18 protein-coding genes and 1 pseudogene are annotated in these 19,036 nt (G+C 67.2%); 8 read left to right on the top strand and 11 right to left on the bottom strand.

Annotation, left to right across the window (positions count from 1 at the left end):
• Nucleotides 1-3 precede the first annotated feature (3 nt).
• The 5 genes and pseudogenes from IPM49_11310 to IPM49_11290 form a co-directional block, all read right to left on the bottom strand.
• Complete coding sequence (locus IPM49_11310) at nt 4-408, bottom strand: hypothetical protein (protein MBK9275108.1); 405 nt, start codon at nt 406-408, stop codon at nt 4-6.
• A gap of 6 nt (nt 409-414) precedes the next feature.
• Complete coding sequence (locus tag IPM49_11305; protein ID MBK9275107.1) at nt 415-1,587, bottom strand: serine hydrolase; 1,173 nt, start codon at nt 1,585-1,587, stop codon at nt 415-417.
• Between the two features lie 61 nt (nt 1,588-1,648).
• Nucleotides 1,649-2,353, bottom strand: a complete 705-nt coding sequence (gene lipB, locus IPM49_11300) for a lipoyl(octanoyl) transferase LipB (protein MBK9275106.1) — start codon at nt 2,351-2,353, stop codon at nt 1,649-1,651.
• Between the two features lie 180 nt (nt 2,354-2,533).
• Nucleotides 2,534-3,756 (bottom strand): annotated as a pseudogene (locus IPM49_11295) (IS256 family transposase).
• A 158-nt stretch (nt 3,757-3,914) separates the two neighbouring features.
• Nucleotides 3,915-4,901, bottom strand: a complete 987-nt coding sequence (locus IPM49_11290) for a bifunctional phosphoglucose/phosphomannose isomerase (protein ID MBK9275105.1) — start codon at nt 4,899-4,901, stop codon at nt 3,915-3,917.
• Between the two features lie 132 nt (nt 4,902-5,033).
• Between IPM49_11290 and IPM49_11285 the strand changes: the two genes are divergently transcribed.
• The 3 genes from IPM49_11285 to IPM49_11275 all read left to right on the top strand — a co-directional run bounded on the left by IPM49_11285 (nt 5,034) and on the right by IPM49_11275 (nt 7,451).
• A complete protein-coding gene (locus tag IPM49_11285) occupies nt 5,034-5,252 on the top strand; it encodes a hypothetical protein (GenBank protein MBK9275104.1) in 219 nt (72 codons plus the stop codon).
• 130 nt (nt 5,253-5,382) lie between these two features.
• On the top strand, nt 5,383-6,897 hold the full coding sequence (gene lysS / locus IPM49_11280) for a lysine--tRNA ligase (GenBank protein ID MBK9275103.1): 1,515 nt from the start codon (nt 5,383-5,385) through the stop codon (nt 6,895-6,897).
• Between the two features lie 32 nt (nt 6,898-6,929).
• On the top strand, nt 6,930-7,451 hold the full coding sequence (locus IPM49_11275; GenBank protein MBK9275102.1) for a PH domain-containing protein: 522 nt from the start codon (nt 6,930-6,932) through the stop codon (nt 7,449-7,451).
• A gap of 73 nt (nt 7,452-7,524) precedes the next feature.
• Here the strand turns inward: IPM49_11275 and IPM49_11270 are convergent, their stop codons facing one another.
• A complete protein-coding gene (locus IPM49_11270; GenBank protein ID MBK9275101.1) occupies nt 7,525-9,390 on the bottom strand; it encodes a peptidylprolyl isomerase in 1,866 nt (621 codons plus the stop codon).
• Nucleotides 9,391-9,448: 58 nt separating this feature from the next.
• Here IPM49_11270 and IPM49_11265 point away from each other — a divergent pair, with 58 nt between their 5' ends.
• The 4 genes from IPM49_11265 to IPM49_11250 all read left to right on the top strand — a co-directional run bounded on the left by IPM49_11265 (nt 9,449) and on the right by IPM49_11250 (nt 12,659).
• Nucleotides 9,449-11,113 carry a M28 family peptidase gene (locus IPM49_11265; protein ID MBK9275100.1) on the top strand — a complete coding sequence of 555 codons (1,665 nt, stop codon included), beginning with the start codon at nt 9,449-9,451 and terminating at the stop codon, nt 11,111-11,113.
• 62 nt (nt 11,114-11,175) lie between these two features.
• Entirely contained in the window at nt 11,176-12,174 is a 999-nt protein-coding gene (locus IPM49_11260; protein MBK9275099.1) for an NAD(P)H-dependent glycerol-3-phosphate dehydrogenase, read from the top strand.
• A gap of 9 nt (nt 12,175-12,183) precedes the next feature.
• Nucleotides 12,184-12,393 (top strand): hypothetical protein, encoded by a 210-nt coding sequence (locus IPM49_11255; protein ID MBK9275098.1) that lies wholly within the window; start codon nt 12,184-12,186, stop codon nt 12,391-12,393.
• Entirely contained in the window at nt 12,393-12,659 is a 267-nt protein-coding gene (locus tag IPM49_11250) for a type II toxin-antitoxin system RelE/ParE family toxin (GenBank protein ID MBK9275097.1), read from the top strand. Before IPM49_11255 ends, IPM49_11250 begins: the two co-directional genes overlap by 1 nt.
• A 70-nt stretch (nt 12,660-12,729) precedes the next feature.
• Here IPM49_11250 and IPM49_11245 read toward each other — a convergent pair whose 3' ends face one another.
• Nucleotides 12,730-13,359 carry a LysE family transporter gene (locus tag IPM49_11245; GenBank protein MBK9275096.1) on the bottom strand — a complete coding sequence of 210 codons (630 nt, stop codon included), beginning with the start codon at nt 13,357-13,359 and terminating at the stop codon, nt 12,730-12,732.
• Between the two features lie 28 nt (nt 13,360-13,387).
• Between IPM49_11245 and IPM49_11240 the strand changes: the two genes are divergently transcribed.
• Nucleotides 13,388-13,621, top strand: coding sequence for a hypothetical protein (locus IPM49_11240; GenBank protein ID MBK9275095.1), 234 nt, complete (start codon nt 13,388-13,390; stop codon nt 13,619-13,621).
• 1 nt (nt 13,622) lies between these two features.
• Here IPM49_11240 and IPM49_11235 read toward each other — a convergent pair whose 3' ends face one another.
• The 4 genes from IPM49_11235 to IPM49_11220 all read right to left on the bottom strand — a co-directional run bounded on the left by IPM49_11235 (nt 13,623) and on the right by IPM49_11220 (nt 19,034).
• Nucleotides 13,623-15,233 (bottom strand): T9SS C-terminal target domain-containing protein, encoded by a 1,611-nt coding sequence (locus IPM49_11235; protein ID MBK9275094.1) that lies wholly within the window; start codon nt 15,231-15,233, stop codon nt 13,623-13,625.
• A gap of 45 nt (nt 15,234-15,278) precedes the next feature.
• Complete coding sequence (locus IPM49_11230; GenBank protein ID MBK9275093.1) at nt 15,279-16,673, bottom strand: aldehyde dehydrogenase family protein; 1,395 nt, start codon at nt 16,671-16,673, stop codon at nt 15,279-15,281.
• Between the two features lie 33 nt (nt 16,674-16,706).
• Nucleotides 16,707-17,705 (bottom strand): glycosyltransferase, encoded by a 999-nt coding sequence (locus IPM49_11225; protein MBK9275092.1) that lies wholly within the window; start codon nt 17,703-17,705, stop codon nt 16,707-16,709.
• 123 nt (nt 17,706-17,828) lie between these two features.
• Entirely contained in the window at nt 17,829-19,034 is a 1,206-nt protein-coding gene (locus tag IPM49_11220; GenBank protein MBK9275091.1) for a rhodanese-like domain-containing protein, read from the bottom strand.
• Nucleotides 19,035-19,036 lie beyond the last annotated feature (2 nt).

Genomic DNA, 19,036 nt, shown 5'->3' with positions numbered 1-19,036 from the left:
TGCTCACTCGATCATCACCCCGCGCACCTTCATCAGGGGAAGCGGGGTGAAGTTGGCCTCCTGGATGCTCTCCGGCAGGAAGATGTACTTCTTGTCGTGCAGCTGCCCGTTGGCGTAGAAGCTCAGCCAGTACTGATTGTTGAGGCCGAAAAGCTCCTCCATGATGGGCTCGATGCGTGCCCAGCTTCGCGGGCCGAGCTTGTCCAGGAAGTGACGCATCTCACTGGTGCGCCGCGCCTCACCCGCCAGCTCCCCATAACCACGCGAACTGATCAGCACGTTCTCCAGGGCGTAGTCGTTCCGGTTCACCAGGTACACGTACCAGCCCTCCACGCCTTCGGGGTCGGGCTCGCGCACCACGGCCATGGCCACGCCTTCGACCTTGGGGGGATGGATGTCCTTGCGCATCGCCCGTCAGCCCTTGCGCCCGGCCAGCTCCCGGGCGATGGCGATCCAGTGGAACACGTCCTGCGGGTGGCCCTCCTCGTTCACCTCCTCGCGCTTCATGCCGGTGCGCACCAGCACCAGGTCCTCGTGCGGGATCACCACCACGTACTCGCCGTGGAAGCCGCGGCAGTAGTGGATGGGCTTCCCTTCCAGTTCGGCGAGCCACCAGAAGTAGCCGTAGCGCGCGTTGGGCCGGCCCTTGTCCATCACCTTGGCGGGGGTCACCGAGGCCAGGAAGAAGTCGCGTGGCACGATCTCGCGGCCCTTCCACATGCCGCTGTCCAGGTACAGTTGCCCGATGCGGCCGAAGTCGCGCGCCGTGGCGTAGAGGCAGCAGAAAGCCTTGAAGTCCCCGTCCTCCCTGTCCTTGCCCCAGTACGCCGGATGCTCGCAGCCCAGCGGGCCCCAGAGCTTCTCGGCCACCAGCTCGTCGAGGGGCCGCTTCCAGGCGGCCTCCAGCACCTCGGCCATGATCTGTGTGGCGCCACTGATGTAGTCGAACTCCCGGCCCGGAGGGATGCGGCAGGGCTGGTCGAGGCTCAGTGCGCGTACGTCGGTGCCGTAGTAGCCCTTGGCATTGTCGCTGAAGGGGTCGGCGCCGCTCTCGCCCCAGTCCAGCCCGGTGCTCATGGTCAGCACGTGCTCGATCGTGATCGCGCCGTGGCAGGGGTCCATCGCCGTGAACTCGGGCAGGAAGTCGCCCACCGGCTGCTGCACGCTCCTGATCACCCCCTCCTTGAGGGCGATGCCGGTGAGGACGCTCACGTAGCTCTTGGCCACGCTGAAGCTGTTGCTCACGCTGTCCGCGTCCCAGCCGTTCCAGTACTGCTCGAAGATGAGGCTGTCGTGCTGGAACACGGCGAAGCCCACGCTGTACAGGTCCTTGAGCTGTTGCTCCTGTTCGGGCTTGAGCGAAAGATGTCCGTAGCGTGCGCCTTGGGGCCAGGGTTGTGGCGCGGTGGCCGGGATGGTGCTGTAGGGGAAGAAGTCGCGGTCGTCGATCTCCGGAGCGGTGCGACCGATGAGGTAGGTGTAGCGCACACCGCGGGGGATGTGCCCGTTGCCGGTGGCGTAGGCCAGGACGATGAGCAGCACGACAAGACCGGCGGTCCAGAGCAGGATCTTCTTCAACAGGCGCATGGCGGACAGGGATGGCCGAAGGTAGGGCCCTCGGGCGAGGCCGGCGCGAACGCGGAGCAGCTCACCCCACCAGCTCCACGTCGAACAGGTCGGCCAGCTCCAGCTTCATCCGCTGCTTCACCTGGTCCATGTCCACCGGCCCGCCCAGTTCCTGCGCCAGGCTGGTGACACCCTTGTCGGCGATGCCGCAGGGCACGATGTTCTGGAAGTAGCTGAGGTCCGTGTTCACGTTGAAGGCGAAGCCGTGCATGGTGACCCAGCGGCTGGCGCGGATGCCGAAGGCGCAGATCTTCCGGGCCTTGAAGGGGTCCTGCGCATCGAGCCACACGCCGGTGAGGCCCTCGAGGCGGCCGGCCTTGATGCCATAGGCCTCCAGCGTGCCGATCACGGCCTCCTCCAGCGTGCGCAGGAAGCGGTGGATGTCCGTGAAATGATGGTCGAGGTCGAAGAGGGGGTAGCCCACCAGCTGCCCCGGCCCGTGGTAGGTGATGTCGCCGCCGCGGTCGATGGGGAAGAACTGCACGCCCTTGTCGCGCAAGCCCTGTTCGTTCAGTAAGAGGTGGCTCTGCTTGCCGCTCTTGCCCAGGGTGTATACGTGGTTGTGCTCGCAGAAGAGCAGGTGGTCCTCGGTCGGCCGCTGTTCATCCGCAGGCAGCGCGCGGTTGGCCAGCTTGATGTCGATGGTCTCCTGGAAGAGCCGCTTCTGCAGGTCCCACGCCGTGGCGTAGTCGATGACGCCGAAGTCGTGGAAGTGGACGTGTCTCACAGGGGCAAAGGTCGGGGTGAGAGTGGCGAGTAGCGAGTGACGAGTAGCGAGTGACGAGTAGCGAGTGAAACCGGGTCTGTTAGATAAAGTGTGTCATCATCGTTATTGCTGATGATGTTGATGTTGTTGGGTTTTGAACGAGGGGGTCCGGGGGAGACTCAGAACCTGTTGATCGGTGTTGATCGCCTGTGGATCGAAGCGTGGGCCGAAGAGCAGGCGTAGCTCGGCGGCTATCTCCCTCCAAGCGAAGATGGGCTTGGCGGCCATTTTCTCCACGATGCGCTGCTGGGCCAGATAGAGCAGCTTGAGCAGGGCCATGTCGTTGTCGAAGACGCGCTTGGTCTTGGTGTACTTGCGCAGCTGAGCGTGGAAGCCCTCGATGGGATTGGTGGTGTAGATGAGCCGCCGGATGCGCTCGCTGTAGCGGTACTGGCTGGCCAGCAGCGGCCAGTTGGTGTGCCAGGAGCTCACCGCCTGCGGGTAGCGTTCCCCCATTTGTCGCTGAAGACCTCCAGGGCATGCAGCGCTTGCTGCTCACCAGGGGCCCGGTAGATGGCCCGCATGTCCTTGACCACCTCCTTGTAGTGCTTGTAGCTGATGTACTTCAGGGTATTGCGCACCTGGTGCACGATGCAGAGCTGGATATCGCTCTGTGGGTACACCAAGGAGATCGCGTCGGAGAAGCCGCTCAGGTTGTCGATGCATGCGATCAGCATGTCCTCCACGCCGCGTTGGCGCAGGTCGCCCAGCACGCCCAGCCAGAACTTGGCCCCTTCGCTCTGCCCCACGTACAGGCCCAGCAGGTCCTTGTGGCCATCGGGGCCAACGCCCAAGGCGGTGTATACGGCCTTGTTCACCACGCGCCCTTCCTGCTTCACCTTGAAGTGGATGGCATCGAGCCACACGATCGCGTAGCGCGCCTCCAAGGGCCGCTGCCGCCAGGTCTGTACATCGGCGATCACCTGGTCGGTCACCGCGCTGATCGTGGCCTCGCTCACCTCGATGCCGTACAGGTCCCGCACATGGTCGCTTATGTCGCGCTGGCTCATCCCAAGCCCGTAGAGCTTGATGATCTTCATGTCCAGCTCGGCGTTCAGCACGCGCTCGCGCTTGGGCAGCAGCACCGGGTCGAAGGTTCCCTCACGGTCGCGCGGCGTGGCGATCTCCACCTCTCCGTGGGCGGTCTTCACCCGCTTGCGCCCATGTCCGTTGCGCCGGTTACCTCCAGGCGGCTCCTCGGCCAGGTGAGCGCTCAGCTCGCCCCGTAGCGAGGCCTCCATCAGTCGCTTCACCAGCGGGGTCAGCACCCCATCGCTGCCGCTCAAGGGCTTGCCCAGTAGCAATTGCTTCATGGCCTCCTTCTCGAAGGCTTCGTAATCGAACTTGTCCGTCTTGTCCTCCATGGGTCAGGTGTTGAAGTTCGCAATCCGGCCTGACACACTTTACTGAACAGTCTCGTGAAACCCGGGAGGGATCCACTCGCCACTCGGTGCGTCAGCCTGTGGGCCGCCACTCGCCACTCGCTACTCGGTGCGTCAGCCTGTGGGCCGCCGCTCGCCACTCACTTCACCTCCGCCAGCTTCCCCTTCAGCATGTTGATCACCGCGATCTCGGTGGGGTCCACGCCCTTCTTCTCCGCCCAGTAATAGCTCACCCAGTCGCCCAGGTTGATGAGGTACAGCTGCCGTGCGAAGGCCGTGTCGCCCCGGCTCCACACGTCGTGGATGTGCGGGGTGTATCGGCGGAACACCTCCTTGTTGATCTCCATGCGGATCTGGCTGCGCTCGTGGTCCTCCTTGTGCCGGAAGATCACCACCGCGATGTCGTCTGTGCCGCCGGCCCAGCCCACCAGTTCGTTGTGGTTCATCTCGGGGATGGCGTGGTGCCAGCACAGTTCCTTGCTGTTCTCGTTCACCTGCTGCCGGAAGCGGATGCTCACCGCCTCGGTGGAGGCCTCGCTGTAGATCACCAGGCGCTTGCCGAAGAGCTGTTCGGTGAGGGCCTGTGCGGCCTTCTTGATGGCCTCCTTCTCATCCTCGAGCATGCTCGCTGCACTGCGTATCGCGCCCTCGAAGCCGTCGCCGATGATGCCGAAGTGATGCAGCACGAAGAACTGCTGCACCAGCGAGTAGGCCAGCATGGTGCGGGGCGGATTGCCGCCGGGGATCACGATGTGGTCCAGCCCCTTGGCCTTGGCGGTCTCCAGCATGGTGCCGCCGCTGGTGATCACCACCACGCGCGCGCCCTTGCCCAGGGCCTGCTCCATGGCGGCGAGGGTCTCCTCGGTGTTGCCGCTGTAGCTGCAGGCGATCACCAGGCTCTTGTGGTCCACATAGCCCGGCAGGTAGTAGTTGTTGTACACCTCGATGGGGCACCGGGCCTCCTTGTGCACCAGTTGCGCGGCGATGCGTCCGCCGATGCCGCTGCCGCCCAGGCCGGTGACCACCACGTTGCCGTACGGGTCGCCCGGGGTTCTCAGCTGGGCCTTGCGCCCGATCTCCAGGGCTTCCTTCAGTTGCTTCGGAAAAGCGTCGATGAGCGTGTGCATGCGTGGAATGCCGGTCCCCGGCAGGGATGATGTGGCGTTGGCGGGTCGAAATTAGGCCGCTCATACGCTTCCCAGGGTCCTCGGGTTGTTCCCTGGATACCGCGTACGTACATTGGATCATCCGTACGTGCCATGAAGACCAAGCTCACCCTGCTCGTCGATGAACGCATCAAGCGCAAGGCGCGGGCATTGAGCAAACGGCGGAAGACGAGCATCTCCGCGATGATATCCGAGTTCATTGATCGGGAGGACAAGGTGAAGAAGGATGCACTGAACGAGTTCTGGGGCATTTGGGCTGACCGGGACATCGACCTGGAGAAGATCAGGGAGCGCGCATGGCGGCGGTATTGATCGACACCGGCATCATCGTCGGCCTGGCACGCAAGGAGAAACCGGAAAGAGTTCCGGATGGTCAGAGGCTTGCGGCTCCTCTGAACCGTCCGGCCGCACCCGGTAACTTCGCGGCCCTTTCCTTCCGATCATGTCCCACGCCCTCTCCGATCAGGAGCTCGTGCGCCGCGAGGCGCTGCAGAAGCTCCGCGCCCTCGGCATCGAGCCCTTCCCCGCCGCCGAATTCCCGGTGACCGCCACGGCCCTGCAGGTCAAGGGCCTGTTCACCGAGGAGGGGGAACCCGCCCAGGTGACCATCGCCGGCCGCCTGATGAGCGTGCGCGTGATGGGCAAGGCCAGTTTCGCCGTGCTGCGCGACCACACCGGCGACCAGCAGATCTACGTGGCCCGCGATGAGGTGTCGCCCGGCGAGGACAAGACGCTATACGACGAGGTGTGGAAGCACCTGCTCCATCTGGGCGACTTCATCGGGGTGCAGGGGCATGTGTTCAGGACGCGCACCGGAGAGATCACCGTGCACGTGAAGCAGCTCACTGTGCTGAGCAAGGCGCTGCGGCCCCTGCCGGTGGTGAAGACCGACGAGCAGGGCCAGGTGCACGACGCCTTCACCGACCCCGAGCAGCGCTACCGCATGCGCTACGTGGACCTGGTGGTGAACCACCACGTGAAGAACACCTTCCTGAAGCGCGCGCGGATCTTCGACGCCATGCGCAGCGCCTTTCAGGAGGCCGGCTACATCGAGGTGGACACCCCGGTGCTGCAGGCCATCCCCGGTGGCGCCGCGGCCCGCCCCTTCGTCACGCACCACAACGCGCTCGATGTGCCCTTCTTCCTGCGCATCGCCAACGAGCTCTACCTCAAGCGCCTCATCGTGGGCGGCTTCGACGGGGTGTTCGAGTTCAGCCGCAACTTCCGCAACGAAGGCATGGACCGCACCCACAACCCGGAGTTCACGGTGATGGAGCTGTACGTGGCCTACAAGGACTACCGGTGGATGATGGACTTCATCGAAGGCGTGTTCAGCCGTGCCGCCATCGCCGCGAACGGCGCGCCCGCCGCCACCTTCCAGGGCAGGGAGATCAGCTTCGCCGGACCCTTCAAGCGGATCACCATGTGCGGCAGCATCCAGGAGAAGACCGGTGCCGATGTGCTGGCGATGGACGAGGAGGACGTGCGCCGGCTGTGCGTGCAGCACGGCATCGAGGTGGCGCCCATGATGGGCAAGGGCAAGCTGATCGACGAGCTGTTCAGCGCGCTGGTGCAGCCGGAGCTCATCCAGCCCACCTTCGTCACCGACTTCCCCGTGGAGATGAGCCCGCTGTGCAAGAAGCACCGCACGGACCCCCGCCTCACCGAGCGCTTCGAGCTCTTCGTGGCCGGCTTCGAGGTGGCCAACGCCTACAGCGAGCTCAACGACCCCATCGACCAGCGCGAGCGCTTCGAGGAGCAGTTGAAGCTGCAGCAGCGCGGTGATGACGAGGCCATGTACATCGACCAGGATTTTCTGCGCGCTTTGGAGTACGGCATGCCGCCCACGAGCGGCATCGGCATCGGCATGGACCGCCTGGTGATGCTGCTCACGGACAACCCTGCGATCCAGGAGGTGCTGCTCTTTCCGCAGATGCGGCCGGAGAAGTTCGAGTAAGGTCGCACAGGCATCCTGCCTGTGTTCGTTCCGTGTCCTCCCAGGAGCATCCCCTCCTCGTGTTGACACCACGGCCGTGGAAATGGCTGCGCGTGTTGTTCATCTGCCTGCTGTTCGTTGTGGCCGGCTGGTGGATGGCGCATCACGCGGATGAGCCGTTCAAGCGCGGTGTCGGCTGGTTCAGCGTGATCTTCTTCGGGCTTGGCGCGGTGGTGTCCTTGATCCAGCTGATCCCGGGCTCGGCACGCTTGGTCGCGACCTCAAGGGGCATTTACGTGAAGACCTTCCTGCGCAGCCACCACTACGCTTGGTCGGAGATCGAACGCTTCGGGGTGGCCGAATGGACCCAGTGGCACGGCCCGTTCCGGCAGCGGCACCGCATGGTGGGCATCCTGTTCATGGAGGGATCGAAGCACCGGTCGAAGCACACGCGCATGCAGGCCTGGACCACCGCCATCACCGGCTACCACGCTGCGCTACCGGACAATTACGGCCTCAGGCACCAGCAGCTCGCCGATCGCCTGAACCAGCTGTTGGTGGAGCATCGGCCATGATCGCCCGCTGGTCAACTGCCCGGACCAGGTGCGGCAGATGGAGCCACGTTCCCTGATATCGTCCGTACTGCGCCTACCGCACCCGCTCCACCTTCGTCATCACATCCCCCACCTCGAGCCGCCGGGCCACCTCCAAGCCGCTGATCACCCGCGCGAACCGCGTGTAGCGGCCGTCCAGGTGCGGGGCCGCGGAGAGCATGATGAAGAACTGGCAGCTCTCCGTGTCGCGTCCCGCGGAGGCCAGGCCCACCGCGCCCTCCACGAAGCCCCGCGGCCCCACCTCGGTGCGCAGGGTCCACCGCATGCCGCCGAAGCCGTCGCCGCGCGGGCAGCCGCCCTGTGCCACGAAGTTGGGCACGATGCGGTGGAAGGCCTTGCCATCGTAATAGCCCGCGGTGACCAGCGAGTCGAAGGCCACGCAACTGCCCGGTGCGGTGGCCGGCTCGATCGCCAGCACGATGGTGCCCTTGGCCGTGACGATGCGGTAGCGCTGGCCATCGCGCAGCAGGCCCAGCCGCGCCCGATCGATCGGGTGGTTGAACGGGGGCGCGGCGTGCACGGGTGGCTCGCGGCCGTCCCGCCGGGCCAGGGCCTGGTCCAGCAGCTGCAGCGTCTCCAGGTCGCGCACCGGATGCAGCGCCTCGCGCACACGGGCCACCACGGACCCCGTGAGCAGCTGCCGCAGGAATTCAGGCCGTTCCTCGGCCAGCCGGTCGCACACGGCGGCGATGAGCCCGGCATCCCCGCTGGCCAGCACCTGCCGCAGCTGCCCCACCAGCCACTTGTCCCGGCCCGCCTGGTCGATCTCGCCGGCCTTGAGCTTCTCCTGGAACTGCGCCATGGACGCGGTGAGCGCCGCCTGGCGTTCCACGGCGGGCCGGTCTCCCAGCACCACCGCCAGCAGGGTGTCCTGCGGCAGCGTGGGGCCCACCGCCGTGATCAAGGCCGCGTTGAGGTAGGGCCCCAGGTCCTGCCGGCGCATGCTCTCCATCAGCATGCGGCAGATCACGCGCGTCTCCGGACCGGCGTGCTTCATCACCAGCCCGTACAGCGGCAGCTTCACCCGGTAGTCGCTGCTCTCCTGCGCCGCCTTCCAGATGGCATCGCCGTCCAGGTGCACGTGATAGCGCTGCAGCTGCTCCACGGCCACCTGCCTTACACCGGGATCCGGGTCGGTGGTGGCGCGCTCCAGCAGCAGCGGTGCCAGCAGCGTGTCCTCCTTGGCCCCGAGCGCCCGCACGGCCGCGATGCGGATCTGCGGCATGCTGTCGTGCTCCGCCAGGCGGCGCAAGGTGTCGGTGACCCCGCGCGTGGCGTGGTGCTTCAGGGAGGCCACGAGGAACTGCCGCACGGCCGGGTCGCGCTCCACCTGCACGGCGTGCAGCACGCTGGCGGCCGTGGGGGCCAGCACTTCGCGGGGCAGGCGCGACAGGGTCTGTGCGGCGCGCCTGCGGATGCTGCGGTGGTCGCTTTCCAGGTAGCTGATGTACCAGTCGGGATCATGCTTCCGCAGGCGCAGCTCCGCGGCGAACCCGACGCCGAACAGCCCGGCCCGCACCATCGAATCCTGCTCCTGTTCCGCCACCGCCAGCAGGGCGGCCAGCGCCATGCTGTCCGCCACTCCGCTCAGGGCGAGGCCCACCGCTCCGCGCACCGTCGCATCCGCATCGCGCAGGGCGGCCAGCAGGCAGGGGCGCGCCGCGCTGTCCTGCACGCTCGCCAGGGCCAGCGCCGCCGCCTCGCGCACACCGGCCACGCTGTCCTGCAGCAGCGCGCAGAGGTCCGCCGTGCGCCGATGGTCCTGGGCCTCCAGCACGGCCTGCAGGCGCGCGTCGGTCCAGCGGCCGCCCGGCGTGGGCACCGTGCGGTCCTCCGGCGTGGTCTCCGCACAGCCCCCCATCAGGGCGGCCAACAACAGGGGCAGGATCGGGAGGCGCATGGCGCAAAGGTGCGCACCCCTGGCCGTGCCAGTACCTTTGCGGCCCCATTCCCCACCCATGCGCCTCGCGATCGCCGCCACGCTCCTCCTCACCGCTCCCGCGCTGCACGCCCAGCTGCTCAGCGACCAGGAGGCGCGCGACCAGATGAAGTACGACGTCCAGTACCTGGCGAGCGACCTGCTGGAAGGGCGTGAGGCCGGCACCAAGGGCGAACGCCTGGCCGGCGACTACATCGCGCAGAAGATGGCCTCCATCGGCCTGATGCCCTACGGCGACAGCGCCACCTACCGCCAGGCCTTCACCTTCGCCGCACAGCCCGTGCTCGGCGACAAGCAGGTGTTCCAGCTGGGCCGCGAACGGCTCGCGATCAACGAGCAGTATCACCCGCTGTCCTTCTCGGGCAGCGGCGCCGTGCTGTCCACCGTGGTGCGCTGCGGCTACGGCATCCACGCGCCCGAACTGGAGCGCAACGATTTCGCCGACCTCGACCTCACGGGCAAGTGCGCCGCCATCGCCGTGGGTTCGCCCGATGGCATCCATCCGCACTCGAAGTTCCTGGCCTACCACGACCTGGAGCTCCGCGCCGCCAAGGCCGTGGAACTGGGCGCCAGCTGCGTGCTCTTCTACAACGACGACAAGGCCGTGGAGGACCCTTCGGCCGCGCTGCGCGCCAAGGCCCGGCCGCTGCCCGTGCCGGTCGTGTTCCTGAAGGGCGACCGCCACACCGAGCTGGTGCGCGACGGCAACCCGGTCTCGCTCACCGTCACCATCGAGCGCCCCACCAGCACCGGGCACAACGTGCTGGGGATGCTCGACAACGGCAAACCCACCGTGGTGGTGATCGGGGCGCACTACGACCACCTGGGCTTCGGTGACGAGGGCAGCCTGCACCGCGGCGAGCCCGCCATCCACAACGGCGCAGACGACAACGCCAGCGGCGTGGCCGTGATGCTGCAGCTGGCCCGCGACCTCGCCGAGCTGGACGAGGCGCGCGCCAACGACTACCTCTTCATCGCCTTCAGCGGCGAGGAGAAGGGCCTGTTCGGATCCAACTACTGGACCAAGCACCCCACCGTGCCCCTGGCCGAGCTCAACTACATGATCAACCTGGACATGGTGGGCCGGTTGGAGGCCGACAGCAGCATCGGCATCAACGGCGTGGGCACCTCGCCCGCCTGGGATGAGGTGGACCGCGTGCAGGCCGGCGCGCTCAAGATGAAGACCACCACGAGCGGCATCGGCCCCAGCGACCACACCAGCTTCTACCTGCAGGGCATCCCCGCCATCCACTTCTTCACCGGCACGCACGGTGACTACCACAAGCCCGGCGACGATGAGGCGAAGATCAACTACGACGGCATGCTGCGCGTCACCCGCTACATCGAAAGCCTCATCACCACGCTGAACGATGACGGCCGGCTGGCCTTCACCAAGACCCAGGACGCCGACAGCGCCAGCACACCGCGCTTCAAGGTGACGCTGGGCGTGGTGCCGGACTACATGTACGACGGCAAGGGCATGCGCATCGATGGTGTGAGCGAGGGCAAGCCCGCCGCCGCCGCCGGGCTGAAGGCCGGTGACGTGGTGGTGCGCATGGGCGCCGTGGAGGTCGCCGACATGATGGGCTACATGAAGGCCCTGGGCCAGTTCAAGAAGGGCGACACCGCGCCGGTGGCCGTGCTGCGCGAGGGGCAGGAGGTGGTGGTGGACGTGACCTTCTGAACGGAGCCCGCTGCCGGGGCATCGCCCTTGCGGGTGCCGGACAAGACCGATCTTCGCCGCGCATGAGCACCGCGCAACGCATCGCCGTCATCGGCGCCGGCAGCTGGGGCACCGCCCTGGTGAAGCTGCTCTCGGCCAACGCCGACCGCGTGGGCTGGTGGGTGCGCCGCCCGGAGACCATCGCGCACATCGCCAAATACGGCCACAACCCCGACTACATCAGCGCCGCCCAGTTCGAGGTGGACCGCCTGGCCATGGACAGCGACATCCATGCGGTGGTGCGCGATGCCGGGGTGCTCGTGCTCGCGGTGCCCAGCGCCTTCCTGAAGGCCACCCTCGATCAACTGGACCCCGCCGAGCTCAAGGGGAAGACCCTCTTCAGCGCGGTGAAGGGCATCGTGCCGGAGACCAACCAGATCGTGGGCGAATACCTGTTCCGGCACTGGGGCGTGGCCGAGCACGACTTCGGCGTCATCTGCGGTCCGTGCCACGCCGAGGAGGTGGCCATGGAACGCCTCAGCTACCTCACCATCGCCTGTCCGGACCCGGAGCGGGCGAAGGCCATGGGCGCCGCCCTCAACGGGCGCTACATGAAGACCACGCTCAGCGACGACATCTACGGCACCGAGTACGCGGCCATCCTCAAGAACGTGATCGCCGTGTGCGCCGGCATCAGCGTGGGCCTGGGCTACGGCGACAACTTCCGCGCGGTGCTCGTGAGCCGCGCCATCCAGGAGATCGAGCGCTTCGTGGCCGCCGTGCACCCCATCGCCCGCGACATCAACGAGCCCGCCTACCTGGGCGACCTGCTGGTGACGGCCTACAGCACCTTCAGCCGCAACCGCGAGTTCGGCACCATGGTGGGCAAGGGCTACAGCGTGCGCGCCGCCCAGCTCGAGATGAACATGGTGGCCGAGGGCTACTACGCCGTCAAGTGCGTGCACGAGATCAACCAGCGCGTGAAGGTGGACATGCCCATCACCGAGGCCACCTACCGCATGCTGTACGAGAAGATGGCGCCGCTGATGGAGATGCGGCTGCTGAGCGACCGGCTCGCGTAACTTTGAACGATGGTAAAAGATCATGGGGCCTTGTTGATCAGGCCGAAGAACGCTGAAGAGGCGGACCTGCTCCAACGGTTGGTGCTTCGCATGGGCATGAAAAGCCATCGGCTTTCCGAAGAAGATGTGCTCGACATGGGGCTTGCCATCCTTATGCGGAAGGCCGATCGGACGAAGAAAGTTTCGGAGGAAGCCGTGATGAAGCTGCTTCGTCGCTGATGGAGGTGGAGTACCTCAAGAGTTTCGCCAATGACCTGAAGCGCATTCAGGACCCGATGCTCCTTAGACGCATTGCTCGTGTCATCCAGGAAGTGAAGGATGCCCGTACACCGCAGGTGATCAGGCATGTGAAGAAGCTTGAACAGGAGCCGAACGCCTTTCGGATCCGGGTTGGTGATCATCGCATCGGGTTTTATTTGACCGGTGGCCGGATCGTTCTCGCGCGGATCGCGGACCGCAGAGATATCTACAAGGTTTTTCCCTGAACCCGCGTCCTGGTAAGTATGGCGCCGCTGATGGAGATGCGGCTGCTGAGCGACCGGCTGGCGTAGCGCCTCACGGCACCCAGCCTCCCGCCCGCATCAGGCCATAGCAGCCGCTGGCCAGCAAGAACGCGCCGATGCTGCGGAAGAGCACGCGCAGCCCCTTCGGCGAGAGCCTCTCCTGGGCCTTCACCCCCAGCCGCACCAGGATCAGGAGCAGGATGATGGCGCCCGTGAAGGCCCCCAGCGCGAAGGCCAGCAGGTCCAGCACCCCTTCGCCGGTCATTCCCCAGGCGATCACCATCAGCCGCACCCCGCACCAGAAGAGCAGCAACTGCGGGTTGGCCAGGCCCAGCAGCACGCCCCGCCGCAGGTCGCCCGTCAGCTTGTCCTCGCCCGGCGCTGCGGGCCGCGGGTGGAAGAGGAACACGAAGTACAGCCCCAGCACCAGCAGGATGGTCGAGATCACCAGGGTGATGCCGCGCGCACCCAGGCCCAGCGCCTCCACCAGGCGCCCCGCGCCCCAGAAGGCCACGGCCGCGTACACGAACTCGGGGATGGATCCGCCCACGGCCATGCGCCGGCCCGCTGTACGCCCCCACTTCACGGTATGGGCCAGCACCGCGGTGTTCACCACACCGGCCTGCACCGAGCCGATGAAGCTGGCCACCGCGGCCACCAGGAAGTAGAGCACCGTGTCCACCTTTGCGCAAAGTAGCCGACCCGCCTCAATGCCCCTGCTCCGCTTCCACTGGGATTTCTTCGGGCCCGACGCGCCCGCCACCGCGGAGCACTTCCTGCATCATGTGGACGAGTTCTGCGCGCGCGAGGGCATCACCGGCCACCGGCACTGGGTCACCCGCCTGCCCGTGCGCGTCACCGCCACGCTGGAGTGCGACCAGGCCCACCTGCGGCTGGTGCGCGACCGCCTGCGGCCCAAGCGCGCCGAACAGGTGCTGGGCTGAGTCAGCGCACGAAGCGGGCGCTCCACCGACCGTCCGTGGTGCGCACCTCCACGGTGTACGCCCCCGGGGCCAGGTCGCGCAGGTCCACCGCCAACTCGTGACGGCCCTTGGGCAGCTGGGCTTCCGCGATCCGCTTCACCCGCCGCCCGGCGCTGTCCAGCAGGTCCACCACGGTGCGCGCCCCGGTAGGCATCGTCAGCACCGCGATCAGGCGGTCCGCTTCGGCCCGGCGAAGCAGCAACACCTGCTCCTCCTGCGCGTTCGGCGCCACCACCGTGGAGGCCACCGGCAGCAGCCACACGCGGAAGAGCCGCGTGCTGGCCTCGCTCTCCGCGCCGGTGTTGATGAAGAAGATGTTCTCCCCCGTGCTTTCGATGCCGCCCACGATGTGCCCCAGCAGCACGCTGTCCGGCGGCAGTTGGTCCAGGTGCACCACGTCATGCCCCGTCATCGGCAGGCCCGGCGCCGGGATCAGTTCCCCGCTGGCGCCCAGCAGGCCCGGCATGGTGCCGATGGCCTCCTCGGTCATGGTGCCGTCCGCCGCGCGCGTCACCAGGCTGATGGTGTTCACGAAGGGCACATCGGGGTCGTCCACCAGCACGCCGTTCACGTAGTGGTAGCGGCCGATGCCGCCGAAGAACACCGTGCGCATGCTGTTGTCCGTGGCGTCGTGCATCGGCAGGTGGGCCGTGTGGTACTGGTTCAGCCATTGCTCGAAGCCGGGCACCACCGTGTACGCGCTGTCGGTGATGTCCACGGTGTTCAGCCAGGGCACATCGTCCACGTACTGGAACACACCGCTGAAGGCGGTGAAGCCGTGCGTGCCGTCCGGGAACACCTGCGGCACCAGGTTGTAGTCCCTGCGGTGCAGGTTCACCGTGTCCACCGTCTCGCTGAAGTCGGTGATGGCCAAGCCCACCCCATCGTCCGCGATGCGGAAGCGGCGAATGGCGTTGGTGTATTCCTGCACGAAGCCCGGTCCATGGTCCGGACCGATCGGGTTGTAGCGGCCGATGAAGCGCTGGCCGCCCACCAGCAGGAAGAGGTCGTTGTGCCGCCCCAGATAGCCGCCGGTGACGGCCATGCGCGCATCGGTGAGCTGACGGAAGTGCGGCGCGATCGGCGCCCCGGCCTTGATGGCGGCGATGGCGTTGGGCACATGCACCGCGGCCAGGCGGTCGTGCGTGATGTGATCCCCCGCCGTGGCGCTGTACGCATAGCCGCCCACGATGTAGAGCATGCTGTCGCGTTGCACGTATTCCATGTTGGTGCTCTGCAGCTGCTCGAACAGGCCGGTGGGCAGGGTGCTGAGCGAGGCCGACCACACCTGGCCCGTGGCCGGCGCCACCACCCACGCGCTGGTGTTGTTGTCCGACGCCAGGAAGGCGACCGGCGGCTGGCGACGATGCAGGCCGTCCGTGCGGCCGCCGATCAGCAACCATTCCCCGTTGTGCGTGCCCCACGCGAAGGACTGCAGGCCGGGCATTCCGGCCAGCGTCACTTCCTCCAGGGCGAGCATGCGGTCTCCGATCATCTGTGCATCGGTGGCGGGGATCAGGGTCCCGGTGAGGAACAGCACGAACAGGCGGATGGAGGCGGAGCGGTGGAGCATGCCGCAAAGCTCCCGACGCGTGTTGGGTCCGGCTGGTGACGGATGTCACCGGAACAGCCGGCGCAGCACCTTCAGCTGCCAGGGCCGGTAGGGCGCGTAGCGCACGCCGGGATCCAGCCGGTCGTTGCTGTGCATCACGCCCTTCAGGTTGCTGAAGCGGTCGAAGCCCGCGCGCCCGTGGTAGCGCCCCAAGCCGCTGCGCCCCACCCCGCCGAAGGGCAGGTGCGCATTGCCGAAGTGCACCATGGTGTCGTTGATGCAGCCACCGCCGAAGGGCAGCTCCTGCGTGAACCAGCGCTCCAGCCCCGCATCGCGGGCGAAGAGGTAGGCGCTCAGCGGCTCGGGGTTGCGCGCGGTCAGCGCCGCCAGCTCGTCGCGGTCGCGCCAGGGCAGCACCGGCAGGAGGGGGCCGAAGATCTCCTCGCGCATCGGCGGGCTGTCCAGCGGCACGTCGGTGAGCACCGTGGGCGCGATGTAGCGCGCGCTGCGGTCGTGGCCGCCGCCCAGGTGCACCGTCCCGTGGTCCAGGTGCCCGCGCAGCACCTGCCAGCGCCGGTCGTTCACGATGCGGGCCAGGTGGGGGCTGCGCTGCGGGTCGGCACCGAACATGCGCTCCACCTCCGCGCGGAAGGCCTGGAGGAAGGCGTCGTATCGATCGGCGTGCACCAGCACATGGTCGGCGCTCACGCAGGTCTGTCCCGCGTTGAAGAACTTGCTCCAGGCGATGCGGCGCACCGCGCCCGGCAAGTGCGCGCTGCGGTCCACGATGGCGGGGCTCTTGCCGCCCAGCTCCAGGGTGACGGGCACCAGCTTCGGCGCGCATTGGGCCGCGATGCGCGCGCCCACGGCGGCGCTGCCGGTGAAGAACACGTGGTCGAAGCGCACGGCGTCCAGCAGCGGGGGCAGCACTTCGCGGCCCGCGCCCTGCACCACATGCACCAGCTCCTGCAGGCCGGCCTCGCGCACCAGGCGCTCCACCAGCATCGCCGTGCGCGGGGCGTCCTCGCTGGGTTTGAGCACCGCGCAGTTGCCCGCGGCCAGCGCCGCCGCCAGCGGACCCAGCACCAGCAGCAGCGGGTAGTTCCAGGGCGCCACCACCAGCACCACGCCCAGGGGACAGGGGTGCACGGTGCTGCTGCTCACCTGCAGCTTCAACGGCGTGGGCACCGGGCGCGGCGCGGCCCACCGGGCCACCTCATGGGCCGCGTTCCGCAGCTCCTCGCCCAGCACCCCCACTTCGGCGATGTACGCCTCCATCACCGGCTTGCCCATGTCCGCCCGCATGGCCTCCAGCACGGCGTCCTCGTGGCGGTGAAGCGCGCCGGCCAGCCGCAGCAGGTGCTTCGCGCGCACCGCCGGATCGCGCAGCACGCCCCGCTCGAACGCCGTGCGCAGCGCGGCGATGCGGTCCAGGCTGTGCGTGTGCGGGGTGGCCTCCATGCCGCAAAGGAACAGCGTGCGGCGCGCGGGCCGTCAGGCCGCCAGCACGAAGTCCGTGCCCTCCACCAGGCCGCGTGAGCCGAGGTACGCCGCGATGCGATCGCCGGCCCCGCGCTGGCTGATGAAGCTCACCACGAAGGCCTCCCCCGCGGGCGGCAGCGCATCGCTGGGCACGAAGGCGTGGCCCGGCACCGCACGCGCCTTCACGTCGGTGAAGGCCGCGATGGCGATGCCCTCGGCGGCGAGCAGCTGCGCGCGCTGCCGGCACAAGGCGCTTGTGCCCGCGACGATCACCGCACGGCCGTTCAGGGTGCGCTTCAGCCAGCGCGCCAACCACCGCACCTTGGTACCGAAGAAGGCGTCGATGCCGTAGTTGCTGTGGGTGCGGCTGAGCCGTTCGGCATGGTCGTTCCACGTCAGCAGTTCCTCCGGTAGTTTGGCCATCCGCACACCCGCGTCCATCCAGCGCAGCCACAGTTCGTGGTCCTCGGGCAGCGGACCGGTGTCGTACGCGCCGTGGCGTTCCACCAGCTGCCTGCGGAACAGCACCGTGGGGTGCGCGAGCGGGGCGTCCACGAAGCGCTTCACGGAGTGGTCGTGCGGGGTCAGCAGGGCGTTCTGCCACTGCACGAAGGCCTGCATGCCGCGGTGCTCGGGCATGGTGCTGACGAAGCGCGTGGCCGTGCCCAGCACGCCGATCTCCGGGTGCGCCTCCAGATGGGCCCGCTGCTTTGCCAGGCGTTCGGGGTGGCTGATGTCGTCCGCGTCCATGCGGGCGATGTACCGGCCCCGGGCCTGCTCCAGGCCGGTGTTGAGCGCGTAGGCGATGCCGAGGCGGGGCTCCTGCAGCAGCGTGATGCGCGGATCGCGATCGGCCCATCGGCGGGCGATGGCGGGGCCTTCATCCGTGCTCGCGTTGTCGATCAGCAGCAGCTCCTGGTCGGCGAAGGTCTGCGCGGCCATGCTGGCGATGGCGGCGTCGAGCGTGGCGGCGGCGTTGTGGTAGGGGAGGAGCGTGGAGATGGACGGCACGGGGGCAAAGCTCGCGTGTGGTCTCGGTCCCCTCGATCCGCCGGTATGGTGGTGCCTGTCCAACCCGTGGGCAGCGCGCGGTCAAGACAGGTTCTTGGAGCCACGGCCCATCACGGAGCGGTCTCACGGACCGTAGGGTGGCCGCTCGACCAACTCCTCCATGTGTTCTTTGCCCGCGAAGTTGTGCGCGTGCCAGCGCAAGTGCCATATGCTTCCGTCCAACACAGTGACGTCCTTGTGACCACGCGCGTGCAGCGCATTGGCCGCTTTGTAGGTGTCAGCACCCATCCGCCCCATCACGAGAACCGGGGTTTCCTTGTTCAAGTCCGCAGGCGCGCGACCGGCCAGGATCTCATCCAGTGGAGCGTTGATCGGCCCGCGTAGTCGACCCAAGTTCAGCCGGACCCGTTCGTGCCTGCCCTCGAACTCCTCGGCCGAACGGATATCCAAGACAACACCACCGCTGGCTGTTACCGCGGCCATGTCCAGGCCCTCGATCGGGATGACCTTGTATGGAACCTGTCGCAACAGGATCTTGTCCGCGCACGGAAAATAGTCGTGGCCTGTGTTGCGGAACACGTCGAACCCGCCGAACAGTGCGTGCGTCAGGGGGTGCCCCCTTTCGCGCATTCGCCTGGCGGCCAAAGGTGCGTGGTCACCGTTCGCATCGATGAAGATCAGTGGCCGGTCCTGCGGCAGCTCAACAGCACGCGCTTCGAGCATCTCGAACGGGATATGCAGCGCCCCTCGGACACGACCCCGAGCCCGTTGAACCTCGTACGGACCAAGACCGTGGAACACCGAGTCTGGTCGTATGTCCACCACGAGCGCACCTTCCTGGAGCTTGGCGCATAGCTCGGTGGTGCTGATGAGCATGTCCGGATGCTCGCGCTCGACCAGGGACCGGACCGCGCTCATGTGGTGATGTTCGTGCCAGAACCGGCTCAGACCGGCGTTGACGTTCTTGAGCTTCGTGAAGCCGCTATCCGCCAGCTGGTTGCTCACGTGACGGCTACGCTGACCGTGTGAGCAGTACACGTAGATGGTCCGGTGGCGGTAAGGGATGAGCCGCTCATAGTTGGACGCGAACGAATCGGTCGGGATGTTCACCGCGCCGCGAAAGCGGCCGATCTTCAGACCGGCATTCGGGCATGTGTCCCCGAACTCGGCCACGGACCGCACATCGAGGAGCAGGCTGCCCGGGTCCTTTCTGAGCGCGTCAGGCAGTTCTTCCAGCGCGATGTTCATGTAGCGCACATTGTCGCCACTGTATTGGCCCTGAAGGGTCAGCGCCGCTATCAGGGCCAGTGAGAGGACGGGGATCCTCATGG

This window comes from Flavobacteriales bacterium (genome assembly GCA_016715895.1).
GTDB lineage: Bacteria > Bacteroidota > Bacteroidia > Flavobacteriales_F > PHOS-HE28 > PHOS-HE28.
This window is presented reverse-complemented; position numbering and strand designations above follow the sequence as displayed.